This window comes from Paenibacillus sp. MAH-35 (assembly GCF_058135425.1).
In genome coordinates this window covers 43,669-55,498 of record NZ_JBYUPU010000048.1, presented here as the reverse complement: position 1 = coordinate 55,498, position 11,830 = coordinate 43,669, and the positions used below count along the sequence as shown (strand labels likewise).

Genomic DNA, 11,830 nt, shown 5'->3' with positions numbered 1-11,830 from the left:
TGTTTGAGAAGCTGGAGCTGGGTCAATACCGCATGCTTTCGTAGGTAATACAAAATGGAAGCCGAAATCCCTTCTGTAGCAATGGATTTCGGCTTTTATACTACACTAACTAGGAAAGTCCCGTTTGTACCCTCTATTTCCTCAGAAACCCGGTTGGGGCGGGGAATACGAGCGGTTTGAAGCTCTTAATATCCGCGAAAAGAGGACCGACTTAGCAAAAAGGTTGAAATAAGGAGTGCAAAACGCCTTTATTCGTCCCTGACTTTCAAATATGCCGAAAATAGCGGATGCAAAAGCCATTTATTTGGTTTCGAGTCAGTACGTACATGTTTGTGAAAGGCTGAACTCGCTTTACTTGCAGAAAAACGGTCTCATTTCGCAGGGGGCATTCACCCTCGGTAAAGGTCTCGTTTTGGCTGATCTTAGCGAACTTAAAACCCGACCTGGACCATGGATCATCATATCATCAAGCCTGCCCGCCGCTCTCCGCTCCCGCCCGATAGCGGCACGAAGCGGAGCCGAGCCACGTATGCGGATTGCCGGCCCAGCACCAGCCGAGCTTCGGTTTGCCGCCGCTGATCCAGAGAGCCGTGACTCTGCGGTCGCTGCCCCGGGAGCCCAGCAGCGAGAAGCCGTTATTTTTCATCAGCACATCCGGGTAATGGGTAATCAGCGCGATGCCTTCCTCCAAGGTGAGCGGGGAGCGGTTTTGCCCGGTAATCGTTTGGATCGCATCATTCGGGGTGGCATTAAGCGTTTCCCGGCCGGTATCGATATCGACGATCAGGTACGCCGAACCGGAAGGAAGCCGAATATCTTCAATCGGCTTAAAACGGTTAATATCGTCCAAATCCAAAACGCTGAACCCGGATTTGCCTTGGCGCTGCACAAGCTGAATCGCCTTCTCGCTGTCGACCCAATCGTTACGGATGACGATGACGAACGGAATGCTGCTGTGCGGGGACCCGGCTTCGATGTACTCGAGATGAGGAAGACGTTCCTGTAGAGGCTCCAGCTGCTTCCGGAACTCGTCATCGCTTAACCCGGCGATGCCCGGGTAGCCTTTGTTTATGAGGTTGCGGACCTGTCGTTCGAACTCTGTTTCCGGCATGAAGGATGGCCTCCTTATTGAGCATTATTTGGGTAATGTGCTCCTTTTGATACATCTTTTTGACACTTCACTTCTCTATTGTATAACATGGATGCTAATTGTAAGTTCCAGGTTATTTGATTCTGTTATACAGGGGATGGTAAATTGAAAACTTGCAAGCGACTTCAATCTTTGTCGAACGGGGAGCGTGCCGCGGGATGATGAGACCGATCGATATTGCGGAGAAATTAAATCTAAGTACAAGCGCATTGAGAAATTACGAGGCGAAGGGACTTGTTCCGCCTGCCTTGCGCTCTGCGGGTGGTCACCGGATGTATACGGAGGAACACTTGGCTTATTTCGAATGTCTGCAAGCGATGTCGCCGGGGTTTGGCATGGAGGTTGCTTCCGAAGTCGTAAAACATGTTCAGCTCCGCGATGCAAGCTCTGCGCGGTGGTGTATAACGGTCAGTCAAGCCCAGCTTCATCACGATAAGCAGCAGGCCGGGAGAAACCTTCAGAAGCTGGAGGATCAGGAGCGTAACGAGGCGGAAGAAGCGAATGAGGTGCAGGAGCGGATGAGGATCGGCGAGGTATCTGCGGCAACCTCAATTGCCGGCTCGGCGATCCGTTATTGGGAGAAGGAGGGACTGATTGCATCGTCACGCGATCCGTATAACGGCTATCGAATATTCGGCCGCTCTCAATTACGCAAAATAACGCTGCTTGGCGCCTTGCGCAACGCTATTTATTCGCCGGAGCTGGTCAGCCTGAAACAAGCGATCGCCCGGCTGGACCCAAACGATCTGGAAGGTGCTCGTGAGATTGCCGGTAAGTCTTTGGCGTATCTGGACCGCATGAGCGAAGAACAATTCCGGGGTATGTTTTTTTTCGGCAAGTTGTGCCGGTTGTTAAGCCTGATGAAGTGATCGGGAGCCGCTGGAAGGGTGTGCACACGCATTGTCCCAAAAGTGTTCACGTGACATGAAGCGTCCCCGTTTCCTAAAAGGGAGGAACCGGATAAGAGTGGTTTGCAGCTCGTATTTTGTCTAAACCCGCATGGATGGGGAGATAAGAGCGGTTCGGAGCAGCTAATACCTGCCAAAATGGAGCGGACCCGGACAGTTGGTTGAAATAAGGGGTGCAAACCGCCTCTATTTGCCTCTGCCGTCCCCATATGCCGAGAATAGCGGGTGCCAAAGACTCTTATCCTGTGCCAGATCTAGACCTGGAGCGAAGTTGCCCCCCATTCCCTCCCACGCATAAACGTTTGGGATTACTCGTCATAGAAGGGGCTTTCTCAAAAATGTTCGCCAGACAGGGGGACTTCCCAATTTCCAAAATAAAAGGACCACAACTTCCACAGTGAAGTGGAGTTGCGGTCCTTTTTCTTGCGAAAAATTGGTTATTAAACCTTCATAACCCCGCCAGTGCTGGCGGAAGTAACGAGCTTGGAATAACGCGCCAGGTAGCCGGTTTTGACCTTCGGCTCAAAGCCTTTCCAGTTGGCTTTGCGGCGTTCCATTTCCTCGTCGCTGATCTGCAGCTCGATTTTGCGGTTGACGAGATCGAGCTCGATGATGTCGCCGTCCTCGACGAAGGCGATCGGTCCGCCTTCAGCGGCTTCCGGCGAGATGTGGCCGATGCTGATGCCGCGGGAAGCGCCGGAGAAACGGCCGTCGGTGATCAGGCCGACTTTGGCGCCGAGACCCATGCCGACGATTTGCGACGTCGGAGCGAGCATTTCCGGCATGCCGGGGCCGCCTTTCGGTCCTTCGTAGCGAATCACGACGACATGGCCTTCTTTCACTTTGCCGTTAGCGATCCCGGACAGCGCATCTTCCTGCGAATCGAAGCAGATCGCCGGTCCGACGTGACGTCCGCCTACCGATTTGTCGACAGCGCCGACTTTGATGATCGAGCCGTTTGGAGCGAGATTGCCGAACAACACGGCCAGACCGCCTTGCTCGCTGTGCGGGTTGTCGATCGTATGGATGACGTCGGTATCGAGAATGTCGCAGCCGGCCACGTTTTCGCGCAGCGTTTTGCCGGTGACGGTAATCCGGTCGCCGTTCAGGGCGCCCGGCTTTTTGAACAGTTCGTTCAAGATGGCGCTGACGCCGCCCGCATTGTGAACGTCCTCGATATGGTAGTCGGACGCCGGAGCAATTTTCGCCAAGTGCGGAACGCGCGATGCGACTTCATTGATCCGCTCGATTGGGTATTCGAAGCCGGCTTCATGGGCAAGCGCCAGCGTATGAAGAACGGTGTTCGTCGAACCGCCCATCGCCATATCAAGCGCGAATGCATTGTCGATCGCTTCGATGGTAACGATATCGCGAGGTTTGATATCTTTTTCGATCAGTTCCATCAGCTGTTTAGCGGAACGCTTGACGAATTCTTTACGCTCCTCGGCGACTGCCAGAATCGTACCGTTGCCCGGAAGGGCGAGGCCAAGGCCTTCGGCCAGACAGTTCATCGAGTTGGCCGTGAACATACCGGAGCAGGAACCGCAAGTCGGGCAGCCGTATTGCTCCAGCTCCTGCAGTCCTTTCTCGTCGATCTTGCCGGCCTGGTAAGCGCCGACGCCTTCGAATACGGAAGACAGCGAGATCGAGCGTCCGTCGCTTGTTTTACCGGCTTTCATCGGTCCGCCGCTGACGAATACGGTCGGGATGTTCACGCGAAGCGCGCCCATCATCATGCCCGGCGTAATTTTGTCGCAGTTCGGGATACAGACCATGCCGTCGAACCAGTGCGCGGAGACGACCGTTTCCAGCGAATCGGCGATAATCTCGCGGCTTGGCAGCGAGTAGCGCATCCCGATATGACCCATGGCGATACCGTCGTCGACGCCGATCGTATTAAATTCGAACGGAACGCCGCCTGCTTCGCGAATCGCTTCTTTGACGATTTTACCGAATTCCTGCAGGTGGACATGACCTGGAACGATGTCGATGTACGAGTTGCACACCGCGATAAACGGTTTGTTAAAATCTTCTTCTTTGACGCCGGCTGCACGCAGCAAACTGCGGTGCGGAGCGCGGTCGAATCCTTTTTTGATCATGTCCGATCTCATTTTTGGCTTGGACATTGCAGTGATCCTCCTTGATTCATACATGGAAGTAGTTCGGCATGAGAGCGTCCGAATAATTACCTGACTACTATTTTAACAAAAAAACAAGAAGATTGCTCTACCCGCGTCACACTTTATTTGTCCAGCGCATGCAAAAAAAACCGCTTCGTCGCATCGGCACGATGAAACGGGCGGTGTTGGGCGCAGCGGACAGGCAAAAATTAGATGCCGCAAGTACGTTCCATGACGTGCCGCTAGACTCGCAGAGACGGTAGATTACAGACGGCAGATGTCTTTCGGGCATAACTCGCAATGACACAGATCCTGCAGGTGAGCCAAATTTTTGATAAGCAGATGCCCGTCCCGCTGATCGATAATACCTTCGCGCTTCCAGTCGCCGAGCATCCGGTTGACGCTTTCCCGCGCGGCGCCGATATAGTCGGCCAAGTCGGTGTTGGTCATTTTCTCGGTGATCAGGATGCCTTCCGGTGTCATTTTGCCGAACGTATTGGCGAGCCGGATCATCGTCGAGCATAAAGCGCCGGGTTTGCCGTACAGCATCAGATCGCGGAATTTCGTCTGGGTCGTCCGGTGCATGAGGCCCATCCATTTCATAAACTCCAGCGCCAGATCCCCCTGCTGCCACAGCAAAGCTTCCAGGTCCGACTTCTGGATGACGCCGATCAGGCAAGACTCGGTCGCATTGGCGGTAAACGATTGGCGCGAATCGGAATACGGGTCGAGCTGTCCCATAAAATCGCCCTCGCGGAACAAATACAGCACGAATTCTTTGCCGTCCTCGTTCGTTTTCGTGCATTTGACTTTGCCTTTCTTGATATAATAAAGTTTGTCGGCAAGGTCTCCTTCCCAATACACGCAAGAGCCTGCTTCCACTTTTAGTTCATACATAATGCTTTTTAATTTGTCCATGCTCTCCGGTGAAAAGCAGGAGCTATTGACGGCGTTGGAGCCGGCGTATTCGGTCGAGCGATTCGTATCCATGAGGTCAACCCCTCCCAGTTCCAGTCATGCTTCTATCGTTATTATACTCGAATCCGCCCTTTTGTGTTGTGACGTACGTCACTATAGTTCGTCCGAAGTGTGACCGATGTAACAGTCCGGAGCGATCCTCCCGTCGTATAATGAGACCGGATACACAATTTCGGAAGCGAAAGGAGGAGCGCCCATGTTGACCGGTGTCATTTTGGCCGGCGGGGAAAATCGCAGAATGGGCGGAAAACACAAAGCGCTGCTGGATCTCGGCGGGCAAACGCTGATCGAACGGCAAATCGCAGCCATGAGCACCATTTGTCCGGAACTGATTGTCGTGACCAACGATCCGAAGCGGTTTCTGCCTGTTGTAGACCGCAGCGTCCGCATCATTACCGATTTTTATCCCGGCAAGGGGCCGCTCGGGGGAATCCACGCAGCCTTGTCCCTTACCCGCAACGATAACGTATGGATCGTCGGCTGCGATATGCCGTATGTCAGTCCGGAGGCGGCGGGTCTGCTGCTGGAAAGGCTTCAGCTGGCCGAGGCGGATGCGGCCATCCCTCATGTCGACGGGCGGCTTCAGCCGCTGCATGCCGTATACAACCGCAGATGCGCCGAACAGGCGGCCGCGCTTCTGGCCGAGGAAGCTTACCGGGTAACCGGCCTGCTCGAACGGGTCCGCTGGGAGCCGGTGCACGATTTCGAGTTTGAGGGAAGGGGCATCGGCACGAAATTCGCCGTCAATACGAATACCCCGGAAGAATGGAGCGAGGTTCTGCTAAGCGAGCGGTCCCTGCCCGATACGAATAACGGGAGATGAGAGCGGTTTCGCCAAGGCAGACGGAATAATGACGCAGGTTCTGACTAAGCTCGCCGAAAGGCGGGCTATTTGTTTTTGCCAGAAAGTTTATGTTTGCTAATGCGGTAATGCTTCAAAACTTCGATAATACAAGCGAACTGCGAGTTTCTGTACCAGAAAGGCTGCCTCTAGCGCAGGATTATTCATCGTGGAAAAGGTTCCGTTTAGAAGCTTTTCTTAGAAGAGCGGAATGTTACGATCTTCAGAGTAAACTAAACCACGAGGTTGGACAGCCGACGTGTGTCGGGCACCGCGCGCCGGGAGTCGCGCGCGGTGCGGAATGCTCTAACGGACATGGTGGAGGCTATTTCGCTAAAAAAACTGTTTTTGAAAATGTAACGGTCATCACAGCGCTTATTTACTCCAAACCACCTCCAAAAGTGACACCTCTCATCAAATAGTTGCATCTATGAGGCTGTCGATTCAATGTGGACAACCAAGTGGAAAGGGAAAAGATTACCTTCTGGCGAGTTTTGTCTGGAATCCCCTACCTTACAATCCTTATTCAATCAAGGGATTCCGGACAACCTGTCTGAGCAGAAGAAGGTAACTTTTCACTTGGAACGGCCTGCTAACACTTCTACACAATGAATCGACAGTCTCTCTATGTCCGTTAGAAATCAAATGGATCGAAATTCACCGCAAAAACGGCCGCTGTGTCCGTTAGAGTTTTTGTTCCGCCCGAAAAACGAGCCGAAACAGGGCAAGAAGCACAATTCACGGACGGCTTGTCACCTTTCTAGCAGCTTCGCATAAAATGCTAGAAAAGGGAGGGGGCAGCTATGCAGGGACCGATGCAAGCTTCGATCAATGCGACAGTAGGGATAGTGGGAGCTGCCGTTACTTATATGTTCGGCGGATGGAGCGAACTGGTCAACGTATTCTTGCTGCTGATCGCGCTGGATTACGTTACCGGCGTCGCCGCTTCGATCAAGTCGGGCGAAGGGTTATGCAGTACGAAAGGCTTCTGGGGGATATGGAAAAAAGGGCTGATGCTTATCATCGTTACGGTGGGCCACCGGTTCGACCTGCTGCTCGGCACCGACCTGTTCAAGGTCGGGTTCATGTACTTCTATATCTCGAATGAACTGCTCTCGATTACGGAAAATTGCGGCAAGCTCGGTTTCCCGCTGCCGGGCCGGCTTCGCAAGCTGATTCAAGTGCTAAGGGAAAAGGGTATAGAGAAAGAGGAAGATCCGAAATAAGGGTCTCCTCTGTCCTGCAATTTCGCTGAATGGGCAGGTATTGAGGTATGTTTAAAGAATAAAGCCGATTTGACCGCCGGGAGGAAAGGGGAGAATTTATTGTCCTACCGTAACATTTTTTTGTTTTTTCACGTATAGAATATAGGGAGACGTTTGGAACTTACGCAGGTGAAGCTGAAAAGGAGGCCAACCACCTATGCCATACTACATAAGCTATAAAGGGAAAAAGCTCGGCTCGCCCCTCACCAAAAACGAAGCGGAAGAGAAGCTGGTCGTGTTGAGCCGGTGTTTCAAGCAACTGGAAATCGTCAAGGAAAACTCGCAACCGGTAGGAATGTTGTCCGTAACACTGCCGATCGCGGAAAGCAACTAAAAGAACCGTTCCTAGGAATGGTTCTTTTTTTGCAGGGAAAGCTATATATGAAGTCTACTCTTCCGACGTGCGGGCCATCATGCGGAACCCTTCGCTGCCAGCCGGCTTGGAGGTATATTCGAGACTGGTATTCGTATTGTTGGCGATCGCCCGGGAGATCACGTTCTGGAACAGCTTTTGTTTAATAAAGGCAACAGTGGCGTATTTGCTGTCGTCGGACGGATTTTCCTCGAAGTAAATTTTACCCTGCTTGCCATCCATCTTTTTGATTTTGTTCAGATTGACCAGATTCGTTTTGTCGAGCAGATCGAATCCGCGGTCGAAAAAGTGGTCGTATAGCTCGGAAAGGGTAGAAAGATGATAATATTTCTCCTCGGCCGTATGGTACACGATGTTGCGCTTCTCGATATTGATATACAGCACGTCGTTCAGATTCAGCAGATAGAGCTCGGTTTCATGTTCATTTTTTTTCCTAAGGACGGGGATTTCCATCGCTTTTTCCTCCGTAACAGTTTCTTTCCTGTTCTAGGTCGCAGGCAGCCGTATATGGCGATATGTACGACATGAATGTCAAGATTGCTCTTCTTCATCGTCCCATTTCCGGGAATAGCCTTTATTCAGCGCATAAATGAATATACCGATAATGGCTGCAGTCAACAGTCCAAGCAGTACCCAAACTCCAGTCAACTTCCAATCCTCGCTTCCTGATCATCCAGCTATATGAAAAGTTTACACTATTACTATACACGATATTTGTTGAAAAAGGTATATTTGCTAGTTAAAAAGGAGAATTTAGGATAACACTTCCTCATATTACCATAACTCCGGGGCGCGCGGTATACGGAGCCGTGCCGAAAATGGCGCTTTTATGGCGGTTATGCGGTTTTCTTGACGGTGCGAATCGTCGGAGCTAAACTGATAGGGACATACCGCTTTTGCCTGTCAGCGGGAGCGGAAGGTTCAACCCGTGGGAAGGTGACAAACTTGAATATGCTGTTGGAAGCGAAAGTGGAAATGAAGGACGTCGGCGAAGCGTCGTTTGTCGTGCTCGTCGTCGCGCTTACTTTCGTCGTAACCATTATATGGGCCAAATGGAACAAACGTAAACGGAGCGGAAAGTAGGAGAGCCATGTATTACGTAAATCACGAGCAAATCGAAGAAAGACTGGCGATTATTCCGTCGCTTGCGGAAGCGGCCGAGCGGATCGGAGCGTTGTGGCAGGAGGAGAGCCCGGATCAGATTCTGGCGCTAGCCCAGGAGCGTCTGCTGCATCTGGCGGTCGAGCTGGTTACGGATGTCGGCAGCCTGCTGATCGACGGTTTTTTGATGCGGGATGCGAGCAGCTACGAGGATATTATCGACATCCTGCGTGTGGAGGGTGTATTCGGAGAGCGGCAGTTCGAGCCTCTCTACGAGCTGGTGAAGCTGAGAAAGCCGCTCGTGCAGGAGTACGTCAGCCTGAAACGGGACAGCCTGCACCCGCTGGTGCGCCAGCTGCCAGGCATTTTGCAGCCGTTCGGCGAATCGGTGAAAGCGTTTATTGCCAAAGAGCTGGCTTGACGCGGGATAGGGAAGTGTATAAAGAAACGGGCCCTGCAGAAATGGGCCCGTTTTTGCATGCCGCCGCGTGGTCCAGCGTGCGTGCTGCCATGCCGGTTACAACGGCAAATCCCGAACGTCGTCCCGGTTGATACGGACGGTGCGGTCGTTGATCCACTCGATCCCTTCGCCTTGCCGATCCTTCGACTGCGGAGCCAAATATCCGATTTCCAGCGTATAGGGGCCGGCGATGCCGGTAAACGGACGAATCTCGTCCAGCCGCCGCACCGCTTCGGCTGCGCTCTCCCGGATGAGATGGCAAGCTTCCGCGCCGTCCAGATGCTCGGCCGCTTCGATTCCCAGTCCCCGCTTGACGACGGCCGTCTCGATCTCCGGCACGAACAGACAAGCTTCGAGCGCAGCTTTATCGTCCCCGGAGAGGAAGATCGTCGGCACGCCCTGCACACCGGCGATCAGCGCTCTAGCCGCGAATTCCCCGATAAGCACTCCGTTAAGCCGGTAATACGCCACCGTCTTCGAGGAGTATGTATGATTCAGCGGCGCGTTATACGTTCCGGCCATCGCATGCTGGCCGACGAACAGCAGCGCGTCGTAGCCCTCCAGACGTTTGTAAGGCTGACCTTCCCGCAAATAGTTGCCGCCGACCAAATCTTCGGCCAGTAGTCCGCCAGGGCCGTGGCCGTCCCATACATCGATGCGCGAATCCGGATACACGAGGCGAATCCCTTCGATGCAGGCGTTCACTTCGCGCGCCAACAGCTTCTTGGCTTCTTCGATCCGCTCGGGATAACCGTCACCCGGCCGGGTCTGGGTAAAGCTGTCCACTCCTGCCGGACCTTCCAAATCCGTTAAAATAAAAAACGATCTCATGTTCCCGCTCCTTTTCAGTATGGAATCCGCCATACGAGATACGGCATTTTCGGCACCACCCCTCCGGTCCAGCCGGATAGAAATGCCGTTTTAGCAGCGCCATTTGGTTGAAGAGCCGTCTTGATGGGCTCCGCGTATTCACGGATCATTTTACGCACATCGGGATCTTCCATCAACCGCAAAATGTAAATCCCCCGACTTACTGTTGGAACAAGCGGTTCTGACCTCGGCTTCTACGCTCCCGGCGGGAAATAAAACGATTTTCGGGGATGCGCCGCCTATTTAGTAAACAATGTTGTTTGTTAATTTACTTATGTCTGCAAATACGTTAAAATGACGGTAAGTACTGATAACGATTCGCAATTGCCAGGGGTGTGACGAAATGGACATGGAGCAAGATTCCTCCACAAGAAAAACGATCGTCAAAATGCTCAAGACGAGCGGACCTCTAGGCGTAGGCGAGATGGCGAAGCGGCTGGGGATTACCGAGATGGCCGTGCGCCGTCATCTGAATACACTGGAGCGGGACGGGTATATCGATTCGCGGATCGTACGCCAAAGTATGGGCCGGCCGATGAACATCTACCGTTTGACCGAGGCGGCGGAAGACTTGTTTCCGAAAAATTATCACACGCTGACGCTGGATCTTCTTGGAGAGCTGGATGGGGGGCCGGACGGCGGCGGGGTCGGCAAGCTGTTCGGCAGACGCAAAGAAAAGCTGCAGATGAAGTATGAGTCCGGGATGGAAGGCAAACCTCTGGAGGAGCGCGTAGCCAAGCTCGCCGATATCCAGAATGCGAACGGATATATGGTCGAATGGGAGCGGACGGACGACGGCTTCGTGCTGAAGGAGTTCAACTGCCCGATCTCCCAGGTGGCGAACCGTTACGAGGAAGCGTGCGACTGCGAGCAGCAGCTGTTCGAAGATTTGCTCGATACGAAGGTGGAGCGAACCGAATGTTTGGCCAAGGGCGGGGGCAAATGCACGTATCACATTAAAGAGCCTAAGGAAGAGCGGGACTGACGCATGCAGCAGTGTAATTGTCACGGATTCGCCGGCTCTTAATGAAAATAGCCCGAACGGGAAATGGAGCTGTCCCAGTAAGTTTCGTATGACACGGGAACGCCCAAATTCCAAACAAAAGGACCCAAATTCCACGGCGAAGTGGAGGTTGAGGTCCTTTTTCTCCTTGTTCTCAAGGCTGATCGGATTGGAGCGGGCTCATAGAATCGCAGTATGACTTTGGACAGCCTCATTTTTGCTTGTCTTAAAGGCTGCGGGAAGTTAGGAGCTCAACAAGGGGCGGCACAGAGGGCTGCAGCTTCATCCTATGTCCTGGTCCTGGTCCTTGTCATGGGCAAGGGAGAACCGAGTAAGGGTGGTTTGCGAGGCTGTCGATTCAATGTGGACAACCAAGTGGAAAGGGAAAAGATTACCTTCTGGCGAGTTTTGTCTGGAATCCCCTACCTTACAATCCTTATTCAATCAAGGGATTCCGGACAACCTGTCTGAGCAGAAGAAGGTAACTTTTCACTTGGAACGGCCTTTCTAACACTTCTACACAATGAATCGACAGCCTCGTTTGTAGCCCTTATTTTGTCCGAAAACCCGCTTGGGCGCGGAATAGGAGCGGTTTGGGGCAGCTAAAATCCGCGAAATGGGTGCAAACCCCCTCAGTGGGTTGAAATAAGGGATGCAAACCGCTTCTATCCGTCTCTGTTTTCCCTTAGGCCGAAAATAGAGGGTGCAGGAGACCATTATTGGTGATCAGAATGACATGGTGGAAATGTCTCGATCTCCAA

General features: G+C 52.8%; 13 protein-coding genes. 7 read left to right on the top strand and 6 right to left on the bottom strand.

Annotated features, from left to right (window positions below; translation table 11 throughout):
- Positions 1 to 466: 466 nt before the first annotated feature.
- On the bottom strand, positions 467 to 1,111 hold the full coding sequence (locus AC3Y2E_RS30340; RefSeq protein WP_379217047.1) for a DUF5701 family protein: 645 nt from the start codon (positions 1,109 to 1,111) through the stop codon (positions 467 to 469).
- A gap of 197 nt (positions 1,112 to 1,308) precedes the next feature.
- Here AC3Y2E_RS30340 and AC3Y2E_RS30335 point away from each other — a divergent pair, with 197 nt between their 5' ends.
- Complete coding sequence (locus tag AC3Y2E_RS30335; RefSeq protein WP_379217046.1) at positions 1,309 to 2,019, top strand: MerR family DNA-binding transcriptional regulator; 711 nt, start codon at positions 1,309 to 1,311, stop codon at positions 2,017 to 2,019.
- 479 nt (positions 2,020 to 2,498) lie between these two features.
- Here the strand turns inward: AC3Y2E_RS30335 and ilvD are convergent, their stop codons facing one another.
- Entirely contained in the window at positions 2,499 to 4,184 is a 1,686-nt protein-coding gene (gene ilvD / locus AC3Y2E_RS30330) for a dihydroxy-acid dehydratase (RefSeq protein WP_190928682.1), read from the bottom strand.
- Between the two features lie 258 nt (positions 4,185 to 4,442).
- Positions 4,443 to 5,168, bottom strand: a complete 726-nt coding sequence (locus AC3Y2E_RS30325; RefSeq protein ID WP_190928684.1) for a Crp/Fnr family transcriptional regulator — start codon at positions 5,166 to 5,168, stop codon at positions 4,443 to 4,445.
- A 184-nt stretch (positions 5,169 to 5,352) separates the two neighbouring features.
- On the opposite strand from AC3Y2E_RS30325, the gene mobA reads away from it, so the two are divergent.
- The 3 genes from mobA (at position 5,353) to AC3Y2E_RS30310 (ending at position 7,596) form a co-directional block, all read left to right on the top strand.
- Positions 5,353 to 5,979: a molybdenum cofactor guanylyltransferase gene (gene mobA / locus AC3Y2E_RS30320; protein WP_379217045.1), complete on the top strand. Its 627-nt coding sequence runs from the start codon at positions 5,353 to 5,355 to the stop codon at positions 5,977 to 5,979.
- Between the two features lie 821 nt (positions 5,980 to 6,800).
- Positions 6,801 to 7,223 (top strand): phage holin family protein, encoded by a 423-nt coding sequence (locus tag AC3Y2E_RS30315; RefSeq protein ID WP_379217044.1) that lies wholly within the window; start codon positions 6,801 to 6,803, stop codon positions 7,221 to 7,223.
- A gap of 196 nt (positions 7,224 to 7,419) precedes the next feature.
- Positions 7,420 to 7,596 (top strand): hypothetical protein, encoded by a 177-nt coding sequence (locus AC3Y2E_RS30310; RefSeq protein WP_190928688.1) that lies wholly within the window; start codon positions 7,420 to 7,422, stop codon positions 7,594 to 7,596.
- Between the two features lie 54 nt (positions 7,597 to 7,650).
- On the opposite strand, the gene AC3Y2E_RS30305 is transcribed toward AC3Y2E_RS30310, so the two are convergent.
- The gene (locus AC3Y2E_RS30305; protein WP_190928690.1) at positions 7,651 to 8,088 is read right to left on the bottom strand and encodes a LytTR family DNA-binding domain-containing protein; all 438 of its coding nucleotides are present in this window, start codon (positions 8,086 to 8,088) and stop codon (positions 7,651 to 7,653) included.
- Between the two features lie 492 nt (positions 8,089 to 8,580).
- Here AC3Y2E_RS30305 and AC3Y2E_RS30300 point away from each other — a divergent pair, with 492 nt between their 5' ends.
- Positions 8,581 to 8,718 carry a hypothetical protein gene (locus AC3Y2E_RS30300; RefSeq protein ID WP_190928692.1) on the top strand — a complete coding sequence of 46 codons (138 nt, stop codon included), beginning with the start codon at positions 8,581 to 8,583 and terminating at the stop codon, positions 8,716 to 8,718.
- A gap of 7 nt (positions 8,719 to 8,725) precedes the next feature.
- The gene (locus AC3Y2E_RS30295; protein ID WP_379217043.1) at positions 8,726 to 9,157 is read left to right on the top strand and encodes a DUF86 domain-containing protein; all 432 of its coding nucleotides are present in this window, start codon (positions 8,726 to 8,728) and stop codon (positions 9,155 to 9,157) included.
- A 96-nt stretch (positions 9,158 to 9,253) separates the two neighbouring features.
- Here AC3Y2E_RS30295 and AC3Y2E_RS30290 read toward each other — a convergent pair whose 3' ends face one another.
- Both AC3Y2E_RS30290 and AC3Y2E_RS30285 read right to left on the bottom strand, forming a co-directional pair.
- Positions 9,254 to 10,027 carry a M55 family metallopeptidase gene (locus AC3Y2E_RS30290; RefSeq protein WP_379217042.1) on the bottom strand — a complete coding sequence of 258 codons (774 nt, stop codon included), beginning with the start codon at positions 10,025 to 10,027 and terminating at the stop codon, positions 9,254 to 9,256.
- 14 nt (positions 10,028 to 10,041) lie between these two features.
- Positions 10,042 to 10,209 carry a hypothetical protein gene (locus AC3Y2E_RS30285; RefSeq protein ID WP_379217041.1) on the bottom strand — a complete coding sequence of 56 codons (168 nt, stop codon included), beginning with the start codon at positions 10,207 to 10,209 and terminating at the stop codon, positions 10,042 to 10,044.
- 200 nt (positions 10,210 to 10,409) lie between these two features.
- On the opposite strand from AC3Y2E_RS30285, the gene AC3Y2E_RS30280 reads away from it, so the two are divergent.
- On the top strand, positions 10,410 to 11,051 hold the full coding sequence (locus AC3Y2E_RS30280) for a helix-turn-helix transcriptional regulator (protein WP_379217040.1): 642 nt from the start codon (positions 10,410 to 10,412) through the stop codon (positions 11,049 to 11,051).
- Positions 11,052 to 11,830 lie beyond the last annotated feature (779 nt).

Bases quoted from the DNA above. Each gene is read 5' to 3' on its own strand.
- AC3Y2E_RS30280 (WP_379217040.1), top strand. From the start codon at position 10,410: ATGGACATGGAGCAAGATTCCTCCACAAGAAAAACGATCGTCAAAATG.
- AC3Y2E_RS30325 (WP_190928684.1), bottom strand. From the start codon at position 5,168: ATGGATACGAATCGCTCGACCGAATACGCCGGCTCCAACGCCGTCAAT.
- AC3Y2E_RS30340 (WP_379217047.1), bottom strand. From the start codon at position 1,111: ATGCCGGAAACAGAGTTCGAACGACAGGTCCGCAACCTCATAAACAAA.
- AC3Y2E_RS30335 (WP_379217046.1), top strand. From the start codon at position 1,309: ATGATGAGACCGATCGATATTGCGGAGAAATTAAATCTAAGTACAAGC.
- AC3Y2E_RS30290 (WP_379217042.1), bottom strand. From the start codon at position 10,027: ATGAGATCGTTTTTTATTTTAACGGATTTGGAAGGTCCGGCAGGAGTG.
- AC3Y2E_RS30295 (WP_379217043.1), top strand. From the start codon at position 8,726: ATGTATTACGTAAATCACGAGCAAATCGAAGAAAGACTGGCGATTATT.
- ilvD (WP_190928682.1), bottom strand. From the start codon at position 4,184: ATGTCCAAGCCAAAAATGAGATCGGACATGATCAAAAAAGGATTCGAC.
- mobA (WP_379217045.1), top strand. From the start codon at position 5,353: ATGTTGACCGGTGTCATTTTGGCCGGCGGGGAAAATCGCAGAATGGGC.
- AC3Y2E_RS30310 (WP_190928688.1), top strand. From the start codon at position 7,420: ATGCCATACTACATAAGCTATAAAGGGAAAAAGCTCGGCTCGCCCCTC.
- AC3Y2E_RS30315 (WP_379217044.1), top strand. From the start codon at position 6,801: ATGCAGGGACCGATGCAAGCTTCGATCAATGCGACAGTAGGGATAGTG.
- AC3Y2E_RS30305 (WP_190928690.1), bottom strand. From the start codon at position 8,088: ATGGAAATCCCCGTCCTTAGGAAAAAAAATGAACATGAAACCGAGCTC.